Raw genomic sequence first — 23592 nt, 5'->3', positions numbered from 1 at the left:
GCCAACAAGTCTCGCGCCACAAGGCAATCTGCCACTTTCGCGAGGGCGTCGTGGGCCGGTAAAGGGGTTACGCCGGCCGCTCTAGTCTTGGCCGCGCTTTGCCTGGCGGCCTGTCAAACTCCTGGCGTCGGCGATATCACGGGCTCAATCGGGCAAGACAGCGTACCGCCGACCTCTGGCGCGCAATTGCAGCGTTATACCGAGGACCTCGGCCAACGTTACGATCAGGAACCCTACGACAAAGCGACCGCGATGGCCTATGCACGTGCGCTGCGGGCAAGCGGCCGTTACGACCAGGCTGTCGCCGTCGCACAAAGGCTCGCTGCAAAATATCCAAAAGATATGCAAGTGCTGGGCGCCTATGGCAAGGCGCTGGTCGAGGACGGGCGTTTGCAGGAGGCCGCGAGCGTCCTGCCCGAGGCGCACACGCCAGATCGGCCCAATTGGTCTATCCTTTCGGCGCAAGGCACCGTCGCGGATCAACTCGGCGATCACGATCAGGCGCAAGATTATTATCGCGCGGCGCTCAAGATTGTGCCGAACCAGCCGGCGGTGTTGTCCAACCTCGGGCTTTCTTACGCTTTATCTAAGCAATTGCCGGAGGCGGAGCAGACATTGCAACTTGCCGTGGCACAGCCCGGCGCCGACACGCGCGTCCGGCAAAATCTTGCACTCGTCCTGGCGCTCGAAGGCAAATTCAACGCAGCGCAAGGCGTTGCGCAAGAAGATCTGGCGCCCGTCGACGCAGCCGAGAATGTCGCGTCGATCCGGCAAATGATTGCTCAGTCGGATACCTGGAATCAGATCCAAAGCTATGACAAGCCAAAAGTGGCTTCGGCATCGCATCGGATCCGTCATTACGCCCGGCTCGATAAAGCAAAGACGCAACAAAATGCGCAGCAGAACCCGCAGGATCTGCGCCCGACACAGGTCGGCGCGGCCGACTAGGCCGCGATCATTGTCTCGATAATTCGATATCTCGGTCGCCGCGCACCGCTCCCGAAGGCCCGGGATACGTCAGCGCATCGACGACTGGACCTGGATGATCGCCGGGGTGATGATCACGGCAAACAACACCGGCAAGAAGAACAGGATCATTGGCACGGTGAGCTTTGGCGGCAATGCGGCGGCTTTCTTTTCCGCTGCGCTCATGCGTTTTTGGCGGCTTTCGTCGGCGACGACGCGGAGCGCCTGACCGAGAGGCGTGCCGTAGCGTTCCGCTTGCGTCAACACGGTCGAAATCTGCTTCAATGAGTCGAGGCCAGTCCGGGCGCCGAGATTTTCAAAAGCCTGCCGCCGATCCGACAGATAAGAAAGTTCAGCCGTCGTCAGAGTCAGTTCCTCGGCGAGCGGAACGGATTGGGCGCCGATTTCCTGCGAGACCTTGCGGAACGCCGGTTCGATCGACATGCCGGATTCAACGCAGATGAGCATGAGATCGAGCGCGTTCGGCACGGCCCTGCCCATCGACTGTTGTCGTTTGGCGATGGTATTGCTGATATAGATTTCCGGCGCTTTCAGGCCAACGTACAGGGCGCCGATTGCAACGCCAATTTTCATAATATTCGACCAGCCGAAATTGCTGAGGAAGAAGAGGTAGAGAAGCGTCAGCAAGAACAGAGTGATTGGCGTGATAAGGCGGAAGAAGAGGAAGGCAACCTCAGCCTGCGGCCCCCGGAAGCCGGCCATGATCATCTGCTTTTTCGCCTTATCCGTCCCAAGCCATGAGGACAGATTGAAGCGATCGACGATGTTTTTCATATAGGCTTTGGGCTGCCGGCGCAGACTGATTTTCGATTCGTTCAGCCGGTCGCGTTCACGGGCACGGATACGCTCGCGTTCGGAGGCGATGATCTTCATGCGTCGGCTGAACCGGTCCGTCTCAAAGAGCGGAATGGTGACCGTTAGAATAGTGGCGAATGTCGCGATTGCGACAAGGGCCGCCAAGATCGTTTGCCGGTCGAGCAATGTTTGAATCAGATCGTCCATGGCCGTCCGCCTGTGAGAAACCCAGCGTCAGTAGTCGAAGCTGATCATCTTGTTCATGATGAATACGCCGATCGACATCCAGATCGCGCTCCCCGCGAGAACGAGCTGACCGCTCGGCTTTTCCCAAAGAAGCGAAATGTAGGCAGGGCTCGTGATATAGACCAAACCGGCGACGATGAACGGGAGGGACGCAATGATCATGGCTGAGGCTTTTGCCTCGGACGAGAAAGCCTTGATTTTGCCTTCCATCATCTTGCGATCGCGCAGCACGCCGGAAAGGTTCGATAAAGCTTCGGAAAGATTTCCGCCTGCCTTCTGCTGAATGTTGATGACGATCGCGAAAAAGCTCGTCTCAGAAATCGGTACTTGCGTCGCCAGCCGCTCGCAGGCCTCGGAGATCGAAAGTCCCATGGATGCCGCCTCGACAACCTGGCGGAATTCGCTGCGGACCGGCTCGTCGACTTCAGTCGCGATGATGCGCAGGCAATCGCCAAGCGGCAGGCCGGCCTTGACGCCGCGGACAATGATATCGATCGATTCCGGGAAGAGATTGACGAATTTTTTCAAACGCCGTTTGGTTCGAAATCCCAGGAACCAATGAGGTAATCCGAAGGCGCCGGCAACAGCCGCGGCGCCGGCAAGATAGATCTGTTGGCTCAAGGCATAAAACAGCGCACCGAACACCAGCCCCGAAACCGCAGAGTAGACAAAGAACATCTGCCGCGAAATATGCAGACCCGCGCGCGAGATCTTGACGTCGAGGCTCACGCGCTTGCGTGCATTTCTGCGCTCGATTTCCTTTAAGCTGTCCGCAACCTGCTTGCGCCGCGTTGAAGATTCGACGTTCTTGTCACTCACCTTTCGCGTGGCAGTGGCGGACGTGTAGGCAGCTTGCCGTTTCTCCGCTTTGCGTTCGCCACTCAGTAAGGGATAGGCGAAGACATAGCCGAAGCCGCCGACCGCGATCGCCGCGAGGAAGGCCGAGAGGAGGGCTTGCATTGGCGTCATTTTGAGCCTCGCGACGCGACTGACGGCATTACCCTCATGGTTCCCTCACTTCGCTGGCGTCGAGCGCGGCGGCAAGGCGAACTTCCTCGCCAAAATAACGCGCGCGCTCCCAGAACCGGGGCCGGCCGATGCCTGTCGAGCGATGCTTGCCATTGATACGGCCAGAGGCGTCTTCGCCGTCGATGTCGTAGAGGATCAGGTCCTGCATGGTCACGACATCGCCTTCGAGGCCCATGATCTCGGTCACATGCGTAATGCGGCGCGAGCCGTCGCGCAGACGCGCGGTCTGAATGATCACGTCGATGGACGAGACAAGCATCTCTCGGACGGTACGCTGCGGCAGGGCGAAACCGCCCATCGTAATCATGGATTCGATACGGCTCAGGGCTTCGCGCGGGGAGTTCGCGTGGACGGTGCCCATCGAGCCGTCATGGCCCGTGTTCATCGCCTGCAACAGGTCGAATGCCTCAGGTCCGCGCACTTCGCCGACGATGATACGCTCGGGGCGCATACGTAGGCAGTTTCTGACCAGGTCGCGCATCGTCACCGCGCCGGTGCCTTCGAGACTCGGCGGCCGCGTCTCAAGCCGGACGACGTGTGCCTGCTGCAATTGCAATTCGGCCGCGTCTTCGCAGGTAATGACGCGTTCGCCATCGTCGATATAATTGGTCAGGCAATTAAGCAGCGTTGTTTTGCCCGAGCCGGTACCGCCGGAGATGAGAACATTGCAGCGGACGCGGCCGATGATTTTCAGGATCTCGCCGCCCTCGGGCGATATGCAGCCGTAGCGGATCAGCTGATCGAGCGTGAGTTTGTCTTTGCGAAATTTACGGATCGTCAGGACCGGTCCGTCGATGGCGAGCGGCGGCGCGATGACGTTGACGCGGGAGCCGTCGGCGAGGCGCGCGTCGCAGATCGGTGAGGCCTCGTCAACGCGGCGGCCGACCTGACTCACAATCCGCTGGCATATGTTCATGAGCTGGGCGTTGTCGCGAAAACGCACGCTTGTTAGCTGGATCTTGCCGCTGACTTCGATAAAAGTCCGCGTCGCGCCGTTGACCATGATGTCGGCGATGTCGTCGCGGGCGAGCAACGGCTCAAGCGGGCCGTAGCCCAGAACGTCGTTGCAGATGTCGGTGAGCAAGTCCTCTTGCTCGGAAATTGACATTACGATGTTTTTGATCGCGATGATCTCGTTGACAATGTCGCGGATTTCTTCGCGTGCGCTGTCAGCATCGAGACGCGCCAATTGCGAGAGATCGATGCCCTCGATCAGGGCGCCGAAAATCATGCTTTTCGTAACGTAATATTCGTCGGAACGCGGCGCTTCCTGGACCGTAGGCGGCGGGGCAGTCGGCGGGTCTATGGTGACGGGTGGTGCCTTGCGCACCGTGTCGGTCACGCCGCGAAAGTTGCTGATCGCGGCCGCGGGCGTTGCGGCACGCACGGGTGCGTTTTCGCTAGCGAACGACCGCTTGCCAAACATGCCTTGCTCCTCTTTCGTGGACGCCACGCGGCGCGCACGCATTCTGTCGGCGTCGGCTTAAAAGATCGCCTAAGCCCTAAAAAAATTCCTACAAAATACCCTTCGGATTTAACGCGATGCGAAAAATCCGGCCGGAGGGCCGAGTATTATGAGGCCCGCTTCAAGCCCAACTTCAACTTGAGCGGCTCAAGAAGGTCCTTCTTGGCCTTGCGCATATCCGGCCGGCCGGTGACCGCGCGGGCCAAATCCAGGATTGTCTCGTTAGCTTTGCTCGTGGGCTCCACTTCCGCGATCATCTGACCATTGTTGGCCGCGGTCCCGAAAAGCTTTGGTTCGAAATTGATGAGGCCGGTCGGCTCAAGATCGACCGCCTTGGCAAAATCCGCCGCCGCGATTTCCGGGCGCTTGGGCACGCCGACAAAATTCAGGACGAGTTTGGGTTTGGCATCGTGCGGCCGGGCAGCCCGGATCGTATCGAGGAGACTTTTGGTGTTGCGCAAATTGGCGAGGTCTGGCGCGGCGACGAGCACCACTTCGTCGGCACCCACGATCATCCGCCGTATCCAGGCCGTCCAGCCGTGCGGAATGTCGAGGATGACGCAGGGCGTCGAAGCCCGGAGGATGTCAACGATCGAATCGAAAGCGGTCTCGGGAAAATCGTACATGCGGTCGAGTGTGGCAGGCGCAGCCAGGAGGCCAAGCTTATCGCCACAGCGGGACAGCAGCCGATCGATGAGGTTGGAATCCACGCGGTCTGGCGCAAAGACCGCCTCCGCGATACCTTGCGGGGGGTCTTGATTGAAGTCCAGCCCGGCGGTGCCGAAGCCAAGATCGAGATCGACAAGGGCGGTCTGGATTTCGAAATCGCGTGGGATCGACCAGGCGACGTTGTGCGCGAGTGTCGAGGCGCCGACGCCGCCTTTGGCGCCGACAAAGGCCACGACTTTGCCGACAGGATCGGCGCCGTGGCTCGTATACAGCTTTGAAATTGCCCGGATGAAATCGAGCACCGTGAACGGTGCGACGAGATATTCACTGACACCGCGCGCCATCAGATCGCGATAAAGCACGATATCGTTCATCCGCCCGGTCACGACCACTTTGGTGCCGGCGTCACAGAATTCGGCGAGTGCCGACAGATATTGGACCAGCTCTTCGCGTTTGGCCGTCGCCTCGAGGAAGATCACGTTCGGGGTGGGGGCCGAGCGATAGGCCTCGATTGCAGCGGCGGGGCCGCCCATGTGCAGCTTGACGTGCGCTTTCTCCATGCGCCGGTCGTCGATCGCCGCCTGGATGACTTGCGCCATCTCGGTCGTCTCGCAAAACGCCTGCATCGAAATGCGCGGAACGGGCGCGATTTGCTCAAGCGAAGGGTCGTGTCCCTCGGTCATTGGTCGATCCCAACGTTGCTGATGGCAGTATTTTTGACTTTCCAATCCGTGGACGGATCAACGCCCTTGCGGATGCTGTCGATGGCGTGCGCCCGCATTTCGGTGTCAGCTGGATCTTCGGCGCGTGGACCAACGAGATCGCGCGGATCGGCGACCTGTTCGGCCATCATATTCTGGTAGGAGCAGCCGTAGTTCCAATACGGCTTGTTCTCCCAGCCTTGCACGCCACCGCCGGACGCGAGGTCGTTTGGCCATTGGCCACATGGATCGGCGACTTTCGCCTTGAGCCCATAGAAGCTGAGGCGCAAAGGCGAGGCGAGACCGCCATTGACGACCGGATAAGTTGTGACTTGAAGAGGGGCGTAGGCGCCCCCGGCGGCGAGGGCTCGGCGGATTGATTGGATCGTCGACGGGCTTACCCCGCCGTTTGCCCCTGTCGGAACGAAAATCTGGATGGGGCCCTGGCCGTTGTAATGATAACGGCGACCATATTCAGCGACTTGTGCGTATGTGCGACGATCAAGTCCACGCAGCTCGGGCGGCGGGAAGATGTCGAGCTTTTGGGCGGCCTCGGCAAGCACGATCGGATGACGGTTGCGATAGTCGTCCATGGCGATGGACGAAGTCCGCATGCGGTCTACGTTGTTCGCGCATCCGCCGAGCAATGTTGCCACGCTGAGCGGAAGCAATGAGAGGACGAAGACTGAGCCTGTCCAGCGGCTCCCAACTTTTTTCGACAAGGTCGGCATGGTTCGGTCCATTTCCCCAGACAGTTCAGTTCACGATGAAGCCGACTCGGCCTTTGAAATTCTTGATCGCCTCGGGATTGTTTGGTGAGGCATAGAGGCGATTGACGCGGCCGAGCAGCCAGGCCTGCGGATCGCTTGAATCTGCGAAACCATCGTCCGGGCGCGATAAGGATGCAGCGCTCGTCGCTTGCACCAGATAAGGCGTGACGATGATCATCAGCTCGGTCTCTTGCTTTTGATAATCGCGCGAGCGGAAGAGCGTGCCGAGTATCGGCAAGTTCATCAGGCCGGGAAAGCCGTTGATGACCTGCGCCGACTCTGTTTGGAGCAAGCCAGCCGAGACGATCGAGCCGCCGGACGGCAATTCGACGCTGGTCGAATTCTTGCGGGTCAGCAGGCCGGGTGTCGGCACACCCTGGATAAAGACGGTCTTGGTATTATCGATGTCCGTCACCTCGGTCGAGAGATGCAAAAGTATGCGGCCCTCGCTGAGAACAATCGGCGCGAACACCAGACTGATGCCGTAACTCTGATAGATCGCACCGCCAGAGCAGACAGCCGACGTCGACGTTGTGCCCGGGCAGGTCGTCGGCGGACCGGGGATTGGAAATTGACCGCCGACCACGAAAGTCGCGGTCTCACCCGAAACGGCCGAAACGGTTGGCTCCGCCAGGACATGCGTCACGCCATAACGCTCGAACGCCTGTAAGGTCGCTGACACGGTGTTCGACGGATTGTGGAGCGTGATGCCGCTCGACTGTCCGGTCGCCGAGGTGGCGATATTGCCGTTGATGCCGAACGGATTGAATTGTGTGAAAGGCCCCCAGGTGCTCGATGTAAGGCCGAGTTGTTTGGCGATGCTGCGGCTGACTTCGGCGACGGTGACTTTCAGCATCACCTGATCGCGGCCGCGTATGGTGAGGGAATTCACGACAAGCCCGGCGGCCGATGTTCCGCCCGTAGAGTTAACGTCCTTGACGAAACCTTGCGCGATGTCTTCGGCGCGCTGCGCTTCTTCGGGCGAATCCACCTCGCCGGTGAGAACGATCGTATCGTTAATGGTTTGGGTGACGATATTCGAGGTGGGCATCGCCACTCTAAGAATCCGCTGCAATTCACCAATGTCGCGACCGATACTGATTTGCAGCGCGGCGATCTGGTGGCCGGATTTATCCATCGCGAAAACAGTCGTCTGGCCGTTATCGAGGCCGATGACATAGAGTTTGCGGGCCGAGCGCACGATTGCGTTCGCAACCTTCGGATCACCAACGAAGATTTCGGAGGCGTCTTCCGGAAGATCGACAATCACAGATTTGCCGACACCCATCGAGATGCTGCGCGTGAGGGCGGTGCTGTTGCCGTCTTCAACCTGCAGCCGCGATTGCGCGGAAATATCCTGCGCCGGGGCGAGCAGAATCAGCGATGCGGACAATCCGCATACAAGTGTCGAGACGCGGCGTTTCATGCAGAAATTCCTTAAGAGCTCGGTGCTTTTTGTCCGCATTCAACTCAACGGCCGGGAACCGGGATACCGAATCGAACAATGGTAAGATTTACGTCCTTGTCGGGCGCGTCCCGATCAGCGCTGGCATTTGAATCGACCATGCTCCGCAAACTCAGAGAAAGTTGCCCGGTTTTCTGGGCAAGAATGATTTGCTCGACCTCCTTGGGCGTAAGTTCCAAGGTTGCATTCGGGCCACTGATGACCGGCTCTCTGCCGGGCTTTTGAATAGCCTCGCCGATAGCGAGGATGCGTATATTGTGGAGGATCGTCTCGCTCACCATGCCGTTGCCGCCGGCGGCGCGAGCGACGTCGTCATCCCTGAAAGTATGGATCACATCCACATGGTCGCCGGGCTGGATAAAGTTGCCCGCCGTGCTGCTGCCCCCCGTGTCGATCGTAATCGCCACAGCGCGCATACCGGCGGGCAAAAGCGTCGCCAAGACGCCTTCCTTACCGAGCTGAACGAGGTGGTTGCGATAGACGGGTTCGCCCTCGCTGATATGGACGCTTGCGAGCCAACCGTTAAATTCGTCCGCGCCTTTTGGATCCCGAGTTTCGAGAATCGCACCTGCAGGCGCAGCATTCGGTGGCCAGGACTGCCAGCGTAAATCCCCGCGATCGACCATGTTGCCAAAAGGGATGTCGCGATTGGCAACCAACACCTGATCCATGGGGGGCGGTGGCGCCTGGATGGCGATTCTGACGGGCGCGGGTTGTTTGCCGCTGCCGAGAATCATGATGAACGCCCCCACGCCGGCGAGTGCGGCGGAGCCGAGGATGATGATGCGGGCGGTCTTCATGATGGAACCCGTTCGACGCGGTTGCTTAAACTCGTCTTGGATTCGACCACGCAAACGTCAAATTATGGTTAACCAAATCTCTCCGATTGGAGCGAGTTGCCCCGGCCTAAGACAGTTTGGCTCTCAGCAGACTGGCTAATGGGTGATGGCTGCGGCCCAGATGCTCGTCTCGGGATAGAGCATGAGCCCGGCAATCGCCAACGCGACGCCATAGGGGACACCGCCTCCCTTCTCGTGCAACCGGGCAAGCCAGGCTTGCTTGACGAGGGGTCGCGGCAATGGATGCCGCCGCAGAATTAAGATCGCCAAGGTCAGGAAGCCGCCGAAGGCTGCGGCATAAAGGCTGTAGTCAAACAGGTGGTCGAAGCCGAACCACAGCGCCGTGGCCGCGGCCAGTTTGGCGTCACCGCCGCCGATGCAGCCGCGCGTGAACATAATGAAGGTCGCGGTGAGCATCAGTGCGCCAGCGGCGACATGGAGGCCAATTTCTCTGACCGGCATACCCAGCGACAAAGCCAGACCAAAAAAAAGCACGATGAGAGCGATCGAGACGAAATTGGAAATCGTCATCGTCAGCAGATCGGAGAAAGCCGCGTAGGCCATGAGCAAGGGGAAAAAAATGAGCGTCGCGAAGATCATGATCCAAGCTCTGCCTAGAACGGGAGATGTGCGGTGTCGCGCAGCATAGAGATGGCGTGTTCACCAAGTCTTAACGGCTCACGTCAGCACGGTTTGGGAGCCGCGAAACATTCTCACTCCGCCAGCAGCGAGGCAATTGTCCCAAAACGAAACTGTGGTCCAAAACATCTACGGCCCGCGCTATATGAGTAGCGCGGGCCGTAGATAAAGCGCGAAAGTTGAACTTAGCTCAGGTTGTTGGCGACGGCGTTGAACTTCGTGGCGATGTTGCTGCCCAAGGCCGTCAGAGCACCGATGATCACGACAGCGATCAAGCCAGCGATCAGGCCGTATTCGATAGCCGTCGCACCGGACTCATCCTTCATAAAGCGGGCGAAAATCTTGTTCATGATAGTTTCCTCGTTCGCGAATTCAAAAAATCATTCCGGCTCGGTGGCGGAACAGAAATGACAATAAGGAGCTTTTGCTCAAAACCGCTTAAGCAAGCCCGCGAATTCGCGACGCCCGAATTATTGAGTTCTTAATGAACGAGGCAGCGCGGGGGCAGAGGCTGCTTTTACGCGATATTACGGGGCGCAGACGGCTCTCTTCAGGAGCGGTTTTTATATTTTTGCTCGACCTCGTCGCCGCGCGTAAAACGTGCCGAGTCAATCCCTTGCTCATCGCAGGCGCTTTTGAACGTTTAGGTGGTTTAGTAAAAATTCACCATTTTCGCGTCAAAATGAAAAAGGCAGAGCTGACGTCGGCGAAAGGCAATCCATGGGCGCGCCAAAGTGCAAATTATCGTGCTTCGGCGTGAAGGTCGCGGCTATTTCGCTTTTTTTTGGGGCAGCTATGCCCGCCTTCGCCGGAGCAGATTCGGCCGCCCCCGCTATCGATACCCTGACGGTCACGATTGATGAGGCCAAAGTCGTACAATTACCCGCTGGGGCGCGGACCCTTATCATCGGCAACCCGATGATTGCCGATGTAACCCTGCTCAAGACCGGCGACATCATGGTCGTCACGGGCAAGGGGTTCGGCGAAACCAACATGATCGCTTTGGATGCGGCCGGGCATCCGACCAACGAGCTCAACATTCTTGTCGTCGGCAACAGCAAGGCGCTGGTGGTTCAGCGCGGCATGGATCGCCAATCCTATACCTGCGAGCCGCGTTGCCAGCCGACCGCGGTGCTTGGCGACGACAGCAAATTCTTCGGCGATGTGACCTCGCAGATTCAGTCGCATAGCTCCAGCGCGCTCGGCAAGTAAGCGCGCCGTGAGAGGTCAGATCGTCTGGTTATAGGCGCCAACGTCCGGATGCCGCCGTAAAACCGCGTCTACCGCTTTGAACATTTCATGCATCCGGGCTTTCGATACCGGGCTCTCGACGACGACGACAAGCTCGGGCTTGTTGGATGACGCGCGCACGAGTCCCCAGGTTCCGTCTTCGGTTACGACGCGCACGCCGTTCACGGTGACCAGATCACGGATTTTCTGGCCGGCGACCGTTTCGCCTTTTGTCTGCATCTCTTTGAATGTCGCGACGACCTCATCGACGATGCCGTATTTGCTTTCGTCGTCGCAATGCGGCGACATTGTGGGCGATCCCCATGTCTTGGGCAGATCCGCATATAGCTCGGCGATCGACTTATCGGGATTGCGATCAAGCATTTCGAGGATGTGAATGGCCGTCAGCAGTCCGTCGTCGTAGCCCCGGCCGACCGGTTCGTTAAAGAAAAAGTGACCCGACTTCTCAAAGCCGGCGAGCGCCCTGAGGTCGGTCACGCGGCGCTTGATATAGGAATGGCCGGTCTTCCAATAATCCGCCTTCACACCATTCGCCTGAAGCACCGGGTCAGTCATGAAAAGCCCGGTCGATTTCACATCGACGACGAACGTTGCGTTTGGATAGAGCTTGGACAAATCCCGCGCCAGCATGACGCCGATCTTGTCGGCAAAAATCTCCTCGCCGTTATTGTCCACGACACCGCACCGATCGCCATCGCCATCAAATCCGAGACCAAGATCGGCGCCGACCTCGCGGACCTTATCGGCCATCGCGTGCAGCATCTTCATGTCTTCCGGGTTGGGATTGTAGCGCGGGAAGTTGAAGTCGAGATTGGTGTCGAGAGGGACGACTTCGCAGCCGAGCTTCTGCAGAACCTCTGGCGCGAAAGCGCCCGCTGTACCATTGCCGCAGGCGGCGACGACTTTCAGCTTGCGCTTGAGCTTCGGCCGATTGGTCAAATCGGCGATGTAGCGCGCTGGAAAATCGGTCACATAACGATAATTGCCGCCGTCGGCATAACGATAGGCGCCGCTGAGCACGATCTCCTTCAGCCTATTCATCTCATCGGGGCCAAAGGTGACCGGCCGCTGCGCCCCCATTTTGACACCCGTCCAGCCATTGTCGTTGTGGGAGGCGGTGACCATCGCGACCGCCGGAACATCCAGCGCGAATTGCGCGAAATAGGCCATCGGCGAGAGCGCAAGGCCGATGTCATGAACTGTAACACCGGCCGCCTGGAGGCCAGTCACGAGCGCAAGCTTGATTGACGACGAATAGCTGCGGAAATCGTGGCCAGTGACGATCTCCGGCTTTACGCCAAATTCGTGCAGCAGCGTGCCAAGGCCAAGGCCAAGCGCCTGGATGCCCATGAGGTTGATTTCTTTTTCAAATAGCCAGCGCGCGTCATATTCACGAAAGCCCGTCGGCTTCACCATGGGCGTCGTCTCGTAGGCGAGGCTGTTTGGGCGCAATTCGGGCAAGGGCTTGGGAAACATCGAGAATCCTTGTTTTCGCGGCGCCGAGCGTTGGCTCTGCACGCCCGGAAAGGCAAGAAGCAGGTGAGCCGGGCGAAATTGAGGATTTAACTAGCGCGCTTAGCGCTGGAGGACCAGCCTGCCGTCCGAAATATGGACGCCGCCGAGGCGGCTCAACACGTTCATGCCGAGGAGGCTGTGTTGAAGAGCACCAAGCTGAAGGACAAAGGCATCAACGTCATAAACGCTGAAATCGCCGATATACAAGGCGTTGATGTGCACCTTCGCAGCGATGCCCGTGCCGTTCGCTGTCGATGTCCGATAATGAAAATCGTCGGGTGTGGGATGGAGACCGATTGCGTCGGCGTCCTGGGCACTCAGAGCCAGATAGGTTGCGCCCGTGTCGATCATGACGTGGATCGTTCGCCCGTAAATTTCGATGTCAGTTTCATAATTGCCCATGCGATCCGGAGCGATTTCAATCGTGTCCAGGCTGGAGTCGCTTGAATTCGTCTGAACCGTCGCAGGAGGCAGCGGTGCAGGCACCGGAGCGACGGCCGCCTCCTGCACGGCGACGGCCGCCGCTGGGCGCGGAAATGATAGTGGGATTCGCAGTTTGCCGTTGATCACCGCGCCGGCGAACAGGGCGACCACAACGACGGCAACCAGCATTGATAAAGCAAAACGCAGCATGGGCGCGCCCGGAATATGGCGACGACCATGCCGTCGAAAGCTTTCGGCGCCATTAAGCGAAAGCCCGAGGTTTTATAGGTGCAGCCAAGGGGCCTACGCCGCGCGCGAGCCAAGTTCCGGGCTGATCTTCAGCGCCGCCTCGGTCTTCTGCTGGATTTCATCGACGCTCACGCCCGGCGCCAGCTCGATCAGCGTCAGGCCCGTGCCGCCCACCTTGTCGACGCTGAGCACGCCGAGGTCGGTGATGATCAGATCAACGACGCCCGAGCCGGTCAAAGGCAAAGTACAATGATGCAGCAGTTTTGGTTCGCCTTTGGCCGTATGTTCCATCACGACGACGACCCGTTTGACGCCGGCGACGAGGTCCATCGCGCCGCCCATGCCTTTCACCATTTTGCCGGGGATCATCCAATTGGCGAGGTCGCCGTTTTCTGCAACTTCCATTGCGCCAAGGATGGCGAGGTCGATATGGCCGCCGCGGATCATCGCGAAACTGTCGGCTGACGAAAAATAGCTCGTGGTCGGCAATTGGGTGATCGTCTGCTTGCCGGCATTGATGAGATCGGGGTCTTCCTCGCCTTCGTAGGGGAAGGGACCCATGCCGAGCATGCCGTTCTCGCTCTGCAATTGGACGTGCATGCCCGCGGGAATAAAATTGGCGACAAGCGTCGGAATACCGATGCCGAGATTGACGTAATAACCGTCGCGCAATTCTTTCGCGGCGCGCTCGGCCATCTGATCGCGTGTCCAAGCCATGATTATTTCCTCAGGCTGCGGCGCGCGGACGCGTCGTGAGTTTTTCGATCGGCTTCGCCGGGTTCGGCGCATAGACGATGCGCTGGACGAAAATGCCCGGCGTATGGATATCGTCGGGATCGATCTCGCCCGGCTCGACCAGATGCTCGACTTCCACGACGGTGAGCTTGCCGGCGGTGGCCATCATGGGATTGAAATTGCGCGCCGTCTTGCGGAAGACGAGATTGCCTTCCTTGTCGGCCTTGTAGGCGTGAACGAGCGAAATGTCGGCGACGAGGCCGCGTTCCATCACATAGGTCTCGCCATCGAAGTCCTTGTGCTCTTTGCCTTCGGCGATGATCGTGCCGACCCCCGTCTTGGTGAAAAAGGCAGGAATGCCCGCGCCGCCGGCGCGGATACGCTCAGCCAGCGTGCCTTGCGGATTGAATTCAAGCTCGAGCTGACCCGACAGAAACTGCTCGGCGAAAAGCTTGTTCTCGCCGACGTAGGACGACACCATTTTCCTGATCTGCTTCGTCTCCAGCAGAATTCCGAGGCCGACGCCATCGACGCCAGCGTTGTTGGAGATCACCGTCAGGTCTTTGGCGCCAAGTTCGTGGATCGCCTGGATTAGGCTCGTCGGGATGCCGCAGAGGCCGAAGCCGCCGGCCATCAGAATCATGCCGTCCTTGAGAACATCGGCGAGCGCGCTGCGCGCATCCGGGAAAAGCTTGTCCATCCTCCGCAGAGCCTCTTATGTCGTCGGGGCGGAGGCATTCGTAAGCCGCCCCATGCCGCAATGCAAGACGGCCGCTGTTAGACGAAAGGCCAATCAGGCAGAGCGGGATGCGAAAAGTGGATGCCGGTTTTCGCGTAAATCCCGCTCTAAGCTTTTAGAATCGATCATGTTTACGATCCCGGATCTGATCGGTCCCGGATCGTCATGATCTAACGGCGACGAAAAAGAAGCGGGGGAAGTGCAACATGACGCGGCCGTCGGCGATGAGGGGCGGATAAACAGCCGCGATCGCGGCCGTATAGGCGTCGAGAAAGTCTCGTTTTTCGGCCGCGTCGAGCAAGGCGAGGTAAGGCCGCAACCCGGACCCCGTCATCCATTCGACGATCGCGGCCGGATTTTCGAGGACGTGATGATAGGTCGTGTGCCAAAGCTCGAAACTACGGCAGAGCGGCCGCAGACGGTCATAATAAACTTCGGGAGCGGGCAGCAGCTTGCGCGTCTCGCGGACGCCGGCAAGCTTCGCCGACCAGCGACCTTCCGCGGCGGTTTCGCGCATCAACGTCTTGGCCGGCTCGGCGAGATTATCGGGCATCTGGACGGCGAGGACGCCACCCGGCGGGGCGGCCTCGATCAGCGCCTCGAAAATATCGAGATGATTGGGAATCCACTGAAAGACAGCGTTGGCAAAGAGCAGATCGGCGGGGCTCTCAGGCTGCCATTGGCGCAAATCTGCGGTCCGAAAATCGATGTCTGGAAGCACGGCTCGGGCGCGCCCGAGCATCTCTTCCGAACCATCAATTCCGACGATCTCGGCATCCGGAAACTGTTGGACCAGAAGTTCGGTGGAATTGCCCGGCCCGCAGCCGAGATCATAGATGAGGCTCGCCTGATCAATCGGCACGCGGGCGAGGAGGTCGTGCGCCGCACGGCCTCGCTCGTCGCCATAACGCAGATAGAGCAGGGGATCCCAGGCCGACACAAGGGTGTCCTTACGCGCTGACCAATGTGCTGTTGTAGCCCACGGCCGCCAACGCCTCGGCGACGAGCGCAGGAAGTTCACGCGTATCGACGGCGACTTCGCGCTTATTGAGATCGCAGGAAACCCTGGCGCTCGGATCGAGCGATTTCACCGCGCTTTCGATCGTTCGCACACAGCCATCGCAGCTCATTTTTGGAACCATATAAAGTTGCATAACTCCCTCTCCCAAAGCCTTGTGCGTGGTCACCCCGCAATCATATACGTAAACATGACCATTGCTCCGTCAGATACAAGTCCTCCGCAGGTTGACGTAAATCTGAAGATCGAGGGAATGTCGTGTGCGTCCTGCGTCGGCCGCGTCGAAAAGGCGCTGGCGCGCGTGCCTGGCGTGGTCTCCGCCAACGTGAATCTGGCCCGCGAGAGCGCTCGTGTCGGAATTAACGCCGGCGCAGTGACCACGGACGATTTGACCAAAGCGGTCGAGAAAGCCGGCTATTCGGCACGGCTGGAAGAGCCCCTCATTCCTGGACGATCACACGCACATCACGACGCCGATCATGACATGGACGGTATGTCCGGCGTGGATCACATGCATCACGGTGGTGTGAGCCGCAATCAACTTTTATTAGCGATCGTACTCACTGTCCCCGTGCTGCTGATGGCGATGGTGCCTGATATGGTCCCGGCGGTGGATGATTACGTCCGCGCGAATCTTGGCATCTTCCCTTGGCGGGTCACCGAGGCTTTACTAACGACGGTCGTGCTTTTCGGTCCCGGCCGCGTATTTTTTACAACGGGCGTCCCGGCGCTTTTGCGCGGCGGTCCGGAGATGAACTCGCTCGTCGCGCTCGGCACCTTCGCCGCCTGGGCCTATTCGATGTTCGCAACCTTTGTGCCGCAGGTGTTTCCTGAGGGCACTGCGAATGTCTATTTCGAGGCTGCGGCTGTCATCTCGACGCTGGTACTTCTCGGCCGTTATCTCGAAGCGCGTGCACGCGGCGAGGCGGGAACTGCGGTCGAACATCTGCTGCGGCTCGCACCGGACAGTGCGACTGTGTTGCGCGACGGCGCGCCGGTGCAGGTGAAGCTCGATACCATCGTTCCCGGCGATGTCCTGCTGATCCGTCCAGGCGACCGTGTCCCGCTGGACGGTGAAGTTATCGAAGGCTCGTCGCTCGTCGATGAATCCATGCTGACCGGCGAGTCTCGGCCGGTCAACAAGGCGGTCAGTGCGCAGGTTTTTGGCGGCACGGTCAATGGCAATGGCAGCCTGACGGTGCGTGTCACCAAGGTCGGCGCCGATACGGTTCTCGCGCGGATCGTCCACATGGTCGGCGAGGCGCAGGGCGCGAAACTGCCGGTTCAAGCCCTGGCCGACAAAGTCACGGGCTGGTTCGTGCCGGCAGTTATCGGCGTGGCGCTGCTGACGTTCGTCGCATGGCTCATCTTCGGGCCGCATCCGGCGATCGGCTATGCGCTCGTCAACATGGTCTCCGTGCTCATCGTTGCGTGTCCTTGCGCCATGGGCCTTGCGACGCCTGTATCCGTCATGGTCGCGACAGGGCGCAGCGCCCAGCTCGGCATTCTCTTCCGCGATGCCACGGCCTTGCAGACGCTGCGCGACGTGAAGCTCGTCGCCTTCGACAAGACCGGCACGCTGACAGAGGGTTATCCGGCGTTGACGGATATCGACGTTGCGCTGGGCTTCGACGCGAACCATGTCGTCGCGGTCGCGGCGGCGGTCGAATCTCTCTCGGAACATCCGGTCGGCAAGGCGCTGGTTGCGGCAGCAGAGGCGCGCAAGCTCAGTCTTCCCAAGGCGATTGATTTTCAGGCCACACCCGGGTTTGGCGTCATTGCCATTGTCGATGGGCAGAAGGTGAGCATTGGTTCCGCCCGGTTCATGACGAAGCTCGGCTTCGGCATTTCGGCTTTCGATGCGCCGACGGCGAAATTGAGCGAAGCCGGCAAATCGCCGCTCTTTGTCGCCATCGGTCAAAGCGTAACGGCCGTCATGGCAATTGCGGATCCCATCAAAGCCTCGGCCGCCGCCGCAATCGCCAATCTCAAGAAGAACGGTGTGGCCCTCGCCATGGTCAGCGGCGACCGCCAGGCGACGGCGGAGGCCGTTGCTCGCACCCTCGGCATCGACAGGGTCGAAGCGGAGGTTTTGCCGGATGGCAAGGCGGCGGCGGTCAAGACTTTGCAAGCGCAGGCTGGCAAGATCGCGTTCGTCGGTGACGGCATAAATGACGCGCCGGCGTTGGCGGCGGCCGATGTCGGGATCGCGGTCGGCACGGGAACCGACATTGCTATTGAGACGGCGGATGTCGTGATGATGCGCGATGATCTTGGCTTGGTGGCGAGTGCGATCGATCTCAGTCGCGCGACACTGCGGAACATCGGGCAGAATCTATTCTGGGCCTTGGCCTATAACGTCATTCTCATTCCGGTCGCGGCCGGTGTTCTTTATGGCTTCGGTCATATTCTGCTTTCGCCGATGCTCGCGGCGGGAGCGATGGCATTCTCGTCGCTCTTCGTCGTGGGCAACGCGTTGCGGTTGCGCCGCTTCCAACCGCGGGTTTAGCCCGTCGCCGGTTCGGGTGTTTTCTCGCGCACCACGGACGTCGCGGGGACGTCAAGCTCCCAGATGACGCCGCTTGGCGCGAACGTTGCCTTGGATTGCCCGCCCAAGGCCTGCCCGGCGACACGTTCCATCACCGTCCGGCCAAACCCGCGATGCTCTGGCGCCTCGACGCGTGGGCCGTCCTTCTCGCGCCAAGTTAGATGCACGCGAGAGGCGCCGTCTATTCCGTCAATTGACCAGGACACGGTGACGGTTCCAGTCTCGCCGGAGAGCGCGCCAAACTTCGCCGCATTTGTCGAAAGTTCGTGCAGTGCGATGCCAATGTTCTGCGCCGCTTCCGGCTTCAGAATGACGTCGTCGCCCTTGATCAAAATGCGCGAGTCCATAAGATCGCCGAAGTGCTGAAGCTGAGAACGAATGAGCTGTGTCAGTGAGGCGCCGGCCCAATCGTCATTGGATAGAAGGTCATGTGAACCTGCGAGGCTCGACAGGCGTTCGCTGAACCGGCCGACAAAATCTTTTGGATCGGTCTGCAGCGAGAGTGATTGGCGAGCCATCGCTTGAATGACGGCAAGCAGATTTTTCGAGCGATGCGTCAACTCCCGCATCAGGAAGCGCACATGTTCCTCGCGCCGTTTCTGCGCCGTGATATCGCGAATGATGAGTGAGGCACCAAAGAGATTGCCTTCGACACTGCGCACTGGCGCGCCGCGAATCCAGACGTCTACGGAGTTGCCTTGGCGGTCGAGACGGCGCGTCTGATATTCGACGGCCTCGCCATTCATGAGCCGCTCCATCATGCCACGTCGCTCGTCTGTAAGTTCAGGCGGCACAGTAAACATACCGCTCTTGCCAATAACGTCCCTCGCGGGATAGCCGAACAATTGTTCGGCGCCATAATTCCAGGTGCGGATCACGTCGTCGAAATCCATACTCACGATGGCATCGATAGACGAGGCGACAATCGCCGCAAGCTGCGCGTTGCGCAATTCGCTGCGCTTGCGGCCGGTAATATCCGAGCACAGGCAGAGAATGCGCTGAATTTGGCCGTCGCCGCGGAAAAAACTGCCGCGTGCGCTGATCCAGCGTGTCGCGCCATCTTCAGCACGGGTCACGCGGAATTCGCGTTCGAATTGACCGCCTTCGCGAATGAGCCGGCGATATTCCTTCGTCAGGGCGACGCGGTCGTCCGGATGCACGAAATTCAGGATCATGCCGAAGCGAAGCCGTTTCGCGGAGGTATCCGGCGGCAAGGAAAATATCTGCGCGAACTTCTCCGACCAAAGTGCGCGGCGGGTCACGAGATCGCAATCGAGGATGGCGAGGCCGCCGGTATCCTGGACAAGTTGCAGCCTGGCTTCGGCATCGCGGAGCGCGAGGCGCGCGCGGTTTAGCCGCAAAAGCGAGCGAACCAGCGTGATGAGTTCCGACGGTTCGAAGGGGTCGAGGAGAAATCCGTCGATCTCGGCGTCGATCGCGGCGGAGGTTTTCACCGTGGTCGCGTGCGCCATGCGTAGCACCGCCGTCGATGGGCTTTTCTCTTTCACGTTTTGGTAGAAAGCGACCTCGTCTCCGTCGGCAGCTTCATCGTTCGCGACGACGAGATCGAAGATTTCCGCGGCGAGGCATTTGAGCGCCTCGCGTCCGGTTTCGACAGCGGTGAGACGCAGACCGGCGTTGGCCAAAAGCTGGACCTTCAATTCCCGAGATCGCGGATCGCCGTCGACAACCAGCACTTTTCGATTGATGTCCATCTGGGTGGCGACCTATGTCCGCGTTACATCGAGATTGCCGGCCCGCTCGCGACGCACTCTTGCTAAGCTATGCTTGAGCGGCAACTTGGTTCCACGCCTTTGCACATATTCGGCGCATATTGCTTGGCGGACTCATAATCCGACCGCGGCTAAGATGAAAGCGAGAGCATTCAAAAGCCGAGATCGGTGCCGATAGGCTTTGGCTTAGCAGTGATGCCATTGAGCGGATTGTCCCTGTCCCAACCATAAGCGATGCTTTCGAAGCGCATATGCGCCATGTCGACGAGCATCAAACGGCCGACGAGGCCTTCGCCGAAGCCGACGATTTCGCGAATGATTTCATGTGCCATCAGACTTCCGAGCGTACCAGCGAGCGCGCCGATCACGCCCGCTTCCTCGCAGGTCGGCACGCTGCCGGGCGGTGGTGGTTCCGGAAAGAGGCAGCGATAAGTCGGATTCGGCGCGCCAGATTGTGACATCTCGAAAGGCCGCAACGTCGTCAACGAACCGTCGAATGTTCCGATCGCGGCAGTCACAAGCGGGCGGCTTTCGTAAAAGCAGGCATCGGAGAGTGCGTAACGGGTGGCGAAATTGTCCGAGCCATCCGCGACGACATCCCAGCCAGCGACGATCTCGCGTGCATTATCGGCGTCGAGGCGCAGTGCAAGCGGCGTGACTTTGACGTGCGGATTAAGCTGCTGGACGACGACCGCGGCGCAATCGGCCTTGCGCTTGCCGATATCGTCGGTCGTGTAGATCACCTGTCTTTGCAAGTTGGAGAGCGAAACGACATCATCATCAAGGATGCCGATTTCGCCGACACCCGCCGCTGCGAGATATTGGATGACCGGGCTGCCAAGCCCGCCCGCACCAATGACGAGCACGCGCGCAGCCTTCAATTTCTGCTGTCCGGGACCGCCGACATCGCGCAACACAAGATGGCGCGCATAACGCTCGACTTCACTCGCTGAAAACATAGGCTCTATCTAATACGTGAGGGCGTAAAAATCGATTCCGCCTGCGTTAGTCGAGATTTTCAGGCTTCTTTAGCGCGAAAGCTCGCGCAGACCGCGGCGGATCAGCGCCGCCGTTTCAGCCTCATCGCCAAGCTCCGCCTGCGCGGCTGCGATGGCATTGATCGCTTGCTGGCGGCTGTAATCGAGATTGATCAGCGCGGCGATCGCGTCGGCCACAGCCGGCGCCTCGGCAGCTAAAGATGAGGCTGCCGGCGCGCCCGGAAGTGGCGTCAGCGCCTGGGAGGCCGGGATCTTGTCTTTGAGTTCCACGACGAGCCGGGCCGCGAGCCGCGGGCCAACGCCGGGCGTCCGCGCCAGCGTCGCCTTGTCCTGCCGTGCGATGGCGCCCCCAAGCTCGTCGGCGCTCAAGATCCCGAGAAGCGCCAGGGCGACTTTTGCGCCCACGCCCTGCACACTCTGCAGCAGCCGAAACCAATCGCGCTCCACGTCGCCGGAAAAGCCATAGAGGCGGATGGAATCCTCACGCACCTGCGTTTCGATGGCGAGCGCAAAGGCGCTCCCGATTTCCGGCAGGCTTCGCAGCGTTCGCACCGAGCAATTCACAATATAACCGACGCCATGCACGTCGAGGATCAAAAAATCTTCGCCGACTGAATCGATCGTGCCACGCAGCTTGCCAATCATGCCCGGCGCACCGCGAGGGGCTTGTAATGATGGGCATGCGTGATGGCGATGGCCAGTGCGTCGGCCGCGTCGGCACCGAGCCCGCGTACGCCGGGCCCGGCGAATTTCGGCAGCAGCATTTTGACCATGAGGGCGATCTGCGCCTTCTCGGCGTGGCCCGTCCCCGTGACGGTCTTCTTGACCAGATTGGCGGCATATTCCGCGACCGGCAGCCCGGCGAGGGCCGGGACGACCAAGGCGATGCCGCGCGCCTGGCCGAGCTTCAGCGCCGATTGCGGGTCGCGATTGACGAAGGTTTCTTCGACGGCAACTTCGTGCGGGGCGTGCGTGTCGATGACGCGCGCGAGCTCCTCATGCAATCTTCGAAGGCGGTCGCAGAGATCGTCGCTGGCGATGGAGTGGATCGTGCCACTCGCCACATAGGTCAGACGCGAGCCGGCGACATCAATGATGCCCCAGCCCATGTTACGCAGGCCGGGGTCGATGCCGAGAATGCGAATCGCCGGTGCACCCATGCTCCGGCTTTACCTCTTTCCCGGCGGTTTGCCCACGCCCGGGGCGAACGCGCCCATCTGCAGGGTCAATTTTCGGTCAACATCCGCTTCAGCAGTTCGATCTCTTCCGAAAGCCGCCCGTCGGTCCCGACCAAACCCTCGATCTTGCGGACGGCATGCAAAACCGTGGTGTGGTCGCGCCCGCCGAAGCGTCGGCCAATCTCGGGCAGGGAGCGCGGTGTCAGCGTTTTGGCGAGGAACATGGCAATCTGGCGCGGCCGGACGACATTCGCGGTGCGCCGGGCAGACAGAATGTCGGCCTTGCTGACGTTGTAATGGCTGGCGACGAGCTTCTGGATGTCCTCGATTTTGACCCGTTTCGGCTCGCGCGCGCGGATAAGGTCCTGGATCGCCCGTTCCGCCGCTTCGAGGCTGAGCTGCGCCCGGTTCAAGGAGGCGTGCGCAACCAGCCGATTGACGGCGCCGTCGAGGTCGCGGCCGTTCGTCTGAATGACGCTCGCAACATAGGCCAGCACGGCGGGAGAAAGCTCAAACTGTGGATGCAGCAACTTCGCCGCAGCGACCCGCGCCTCGAGCATTTTGAGCCGTAATTGCTCATCCAGCGCGCCCATTTCGACGCAGAGGCCGCCGGCAAGGCGTGAGCGCACACGCTCCTCAAGCGCCTCAAGCTCACCCGGCGGCCGATCCGCCGCGATGATGATCTGGCGCCCTGCATCGATGAGTGCGTTGAGTATGTGGCAGAATTCCTGCTGGATCGATTTGCCGCGCAGGAACTGCACATCGTCGATGATGAGAACATCGATCGCGCGCAGTTTCTCCTTGAAGGAAATCGCCGTCGAGGCCTCAAGCGCGCTGGCGAAACTGTGCATGAATTTCTCAGCGGTGAGATAGATCACGCGACGGCGCTGCGCGGCTGCGGCATGAGCCGTCGCCTGCAATAAATGCGTTTTGCCGAGACCAACCGACGCGTGGATATAGAGCGGATTGAACCGTACGGCATCGCCCGGCGCCGCCGAGGCGACATCCTGCGCGGATGCATAAGCGAGCTGGTTCGAGCGTCCGACGATAAAGGTCGAGAAATTCAACCGCCGATCAAGCGGCGAGCCGCCAAGCGTTTCCGTTTCGCTCTGCGTGCGCGCCGACGTCTTCATATCTTTCGAATGTGGCGCGGCGGCACGTGGCTCGCCGTACCCGCGCGGGTGTGCAGCGTCGAAAGGTGCCGCCGATTCGTGAAACTCTTCCTGATCGAGACGCGCTTGCGCGTGGGTGGCGATGGGCGCACGGGTCGAAGAGCGGACATTGACGACGATATGTTTGACCGCCGGATATTCGCCGCCGACGGCGGCGAGAATCCGCACGGAATAATGCGTCTGGATCCACATTTTCAGAAATTTCGTCGGCACCGAGAGATAGGCAACATCGCCACCGATCTGCGTCAATTCGAGACGCAGGAACCAAGAGCTGTAGGTCGCTTCGCCGAGCTCGGCCTTGAGCCGGCGGCAGATCGCCGCCCAGGATTCTTTCGTGTTCGCTGTTGGAGCAGAGGCGTTTTCGTTGGATTCGGTGAGACGTGGGTTCAACATTGGCCTTCATCTCGAAAATAAAATATCGCCGGCGC

General features: G+C 59.9%; 24 protein-coding genes. 4 read left to right on the top strand and 20 right to left on the bottom strand.

The genetic code is table 11. From position 1 onward, the window contains the following. Window positions 1–87 precede the first annotated feature (87 nt). Entirely contained in the window at window positions 88–948 is an 861-nt protein-coding gene (locus tag WDN02_RS00260) for a tetratricopeptide repeat protein (protein WP_337291590.1), read from the top strand. A 69-nt stretch (window positions 949–1017) separates the two neighbouring features. Here the strand turns inward: WDN02_RS00260 and WDN02_RS00255 are convergent, their stop codons facing one another. From WDN02_RS00255 to WDN02_RS00215, 9 genes are all read right to left on the bottom strand, one after another. Then, complete coding sequence (locus WDN02_RS00255; RefSeq protein WP_337291589.1) at window positions 1018–1989, bottom strand: type II secretion system F family protein; 972 nt, start codon at window positions 1987–1989, stop codon at window positions 1018–1020. Window positions 1990–2016: 27 nt separating this feature from the next. Continuing rightward, the gene (locus WDN02_RS00250) at window positions 2017–2997 is read right to left on the bottom strand and encodes a type II secretion system F family protein (protein WP_337291588.1); all 981 of its coding nucleotides are present in this window, start codon (window positions 2995–2997) and stop codon (window positions 2017–2019) included. A gap of 34 nt (window positions 2998–3031) precedes the next feature. Continuing rightward, complete coding sequence (locus WDN02_RS00245) at window positions 3032–4483, bottom strand: CpaF family protein (protein ID WP_337291587.1); 1452 nt, start codon at window positions 4481–4483, stop codon at window positions 3032–3034. 146 nt (window positions 4484–4629) lie between these two features. Continuing rightward, complete coding sequence (locus WDN02_RS00240) at window positions 4630–5874, bottom strand: CtpF protein (protein ID WP_337291586.1); 1245 nt, start codon at window positions 5872–5874, stop codon at window positions 4630–4632. Further along, window positions 5871–6623 carry a CpaD family pilus assembly protein gene (locus tag WDN02_RS00235; protein WP_337291585.1) on the bottom strand — a complete coding sequence of 251 codons (753 nt, stop codon included), beginning with the start codon at window positions 6621–6623 and terminating at the stop codon, window positions 5871–5873. Before WDN02_RS00235 ends, WDN02_RS00240 begins: the two co-directional genes overlap by 4 nt. Window positions 6624–6648: 25 nt before the next feature. Beyond that, on the bottom strand, window positions 6649–8088 hold the full coding sequence (locus tag WDN02_RS00230) for a type II and III secretion system protein family protein (RefSeq protein WP_337291584.1): 1440 nt from the start codon (window positions 8086–8088) through the stop codon (window positions 6649–6651). A 44-nt stretch (window positions 8089–8132) separates the two neighbouring features. Then, complete coding sequence (cpaB, locus tag WDN02_RS00225) at window positions 8133–8927, bottom strand: Flp pilus assembly protein CpaB (RefSeq protein WP_337291583.1); 795 nt, start codon at window positions 8925–8927, stop codon at window positions 8133–8135. 135 nt (window positions 8928–9062) lie between these two features. Continuing rightward, window positions 9063–9566 (bottom strand): prepilin peptidase, encoded by a 504-nt coding sequence (locus WDN02_RS00220; RefSeq protein WP_337291582.1) that lies wholly within the window; start codon window positions 9564–9566, stop codon window positions 9063–9065. Window positions 9567–9790: 224 nt separating this feature from the next. Next, complete coding sequence (locus WDN02_RS00215; RefSeq protein ID WP_337291581.1) at window positions 9791–9955, bottom strand: Flp family type IVb pilin; 165 nt, start codon at window positions 9953–9955, stop codon at window positions 9791–9793. Window positions 9956–10089: 134 nt separating this feature from the next. Here WDN02_RS00215 and WDN02_RS00210 point away from each other — a divergent pair, with 134 nt between their 5' ends. Together WDN02_RS00210 and WDN02_RS00205 are read left to right on the top strand one after the other, a co-directional pair. Then, on the top strand, window positions 10090–10365 hold the full coding sequence (locus WDN02_RS00210) for a hypothetical protein (protein WP_337291580.1): 276 nt from the start codon (window positions 10090–10092) through the stop codon (window positions 10363–10365). A gap of 35 nt (window positions 10366–10400) precedes the next feature. Then, the gene (locus tag WDN02_RS00205; RefSeq protein WP_337291579.1) at window positions 10401–10817 is read left to right on the top strand and encodes a pilus assembly protein N-terminal domain-containing protein; all 417 of its coding nucleotides are present in this window, start codon (window positions 10401–10403) and stop codon (window positions 10815–10817) included. Between the two features lie 15 nt (window positions 10818–10832). Here the strand turns inward: WDN02_RS00205 and WDN02_RS00200 are convergent, their stop codons facing one another. From WDN02_RS00200 to WDN02_RS00175, 6 genes are all read right to left on the bottom strand, one after another. After that, window positions 10833–12332 carry a phosphomannomutase/phosphoglucomutase gene (locus WDN02_RS00200; RefSeq protein ID WP_337291578.1) on the bottom strand — a complete coding sequence of 500 codons (1500 nt, stop codon included), beginning with the start codon at window positions 12330–12332 and terminating at the stop codon, window positions 10833–10835. A 99-nt stretch (window positions 12333–12431) separates the two neighbouring features. Then, window positions 12432–13004, bottom strand: a complete 573-nt coding sequence (locus tag WDN02_RS00195; protein ID WP_337291577.1) for a TIGR02281 family clan AA aspartic protease — start codon at window positions 13002–13004, stop codon at window positions 12432–12434. Window positions 13005–13097: 93 nt separating this feature from the next. Further along, window positions 13098–13760, bottom strand: a complete 663-nt coding sequence (locus tag WDN02_RS00190) for a CoA transferase subunit B (protein ID WP_337291576.1) — start codon at window positions 13758–13760, stop codon at window positions 13098–13100. A gap of 10 nt (window positions 13761–13770) precedes the next feature. Continuing rightward, complete coding sequence (locus tag WDN02_RS00185) at window positions 13771–14478, bottom strand: CoA transferase subunit A (protein ID WP_337291575.1); 708 nt, start codon at window positions 14476–14478, stop codon at window positions 13771–13773. 202 nt (window positions 14479–14680) lie between these two features. After that, entirely contained in the window at window positions 14681–15457 is a 777-nt protein-coding gene (tam, locus tag WDN02_RS00180) for a trans-aconitate 2-methyltransferase (RefSeq protein WP_337291574.1), read from the bottom strand. Between the two features lie 10 nt (window positions 15458–15467). Further along, entirely contained in the window at window positions 15468–15671 is a 204-nt protein-coding gene (locus tag WDN02_RS00175) for a heavy-metal-associated domain-containing protein (RefSeq protein WP_337291573.1), read from the bottom strand. 54 nt (window positions 15672–15725) lie between these two features. Between WDN02_RS00175 and WDN02_RS00170 the strand changes: the two genes are divergently transcribed. Then, entirely contained in the window at window positions 15726–18044 is a 2319-nt protein-coding gene (locus tag WDN02_RS00170) for a heavy metal translocating P-type ATPase (RefSeq protein WP_337291572.1), read from the top strand. On the opposite strand, the gene WDN02_RS00165 is transcribed toward WDN02_RS00170, so the two are convergent. The 5 genes from WDN02_RS00165 to dnaA form a co-directional block, all read right to left on the bottom strand. After that, a complete protein-coding gene (locus tag WDN02_RS00165; protein ID WP_337291571.1) occupies window positions 18041–19798 on the bottom strand; it encodes a PAS domain S-box protein in 1758 nt (585 codons plus the stop codon). The two genes, WDN02_RS00170 and WDN02_RS00165, sit on opposite strands and share 4 nt — an antisense overlap. Before the next feature lie 170 nt (window positions 19799–19968). Then, window positions 19969–20775 (bottom strand): molybdopterin-synthase adenylyltransferase MoeB, encoded by an 807-nt coding sequence (gene moeB, locus WDN02_RS00160; protein ID WP_337291570.1) that lies wholly within the window; start codon window positions 20773–20775, stop codon window positions 19969–19971. A gap of 69 nt (window positions 20776–20844) precedes the next feature. Further along, window positions 20845–21459, bottom strand: a complete 615-nt coding sequence (gene ruvA, locus WDN02_RS00155; protein WP_337291569.1) for a Holliday junction branch migration protein RuvA — start codon at window positions 21457–21459, stop codon at window positions 20845–20847. After that, complete coding sequence (gene ruvC, locus WDN02_RS00150; RefSeq protein WP_337291568.1) at window positions 21456–21974, bottom strand: crossover junction endodeoxyribonuclease RuvC; 519 nt, start codon at window positions 21972–21974, stop codon at window positions 21456–21458. The genes ruvA and ruvC overlap by 4 nt, the downstream gene beginning before the upstream one ends. A gap of 65 nt (window positions 21975–22039) precedes the next feature. Next, entirely contained in the window at window positions 22040–23557 is a 1518-nt protein-coding gene (gene dnaA / locus WDN02_RS00145) for a chromosomal replication initiator protein DnaA (protein WP_337291567.1), read from the bottom strand. Between the last annotated feature and the right edge of the window lie 35 nt (window positions 23558–23592).

The sequence above is a fragment of the Methylovirgula sp. genome (assembly GCF_037200945.1).
In the GTDB taxonomy this organism is placed as follows: domain Bacteria; phylum Pseudomonadota; class Alphaproteobacteria; order Rhizobiales; family Beijerinckiaceae; genus Methylovirgula.
The sequence above is the reverse complement of the archived record's forward strand: the minus strand, read 5'-3'. Positions and strand labels throughout refer to the sequence as shown.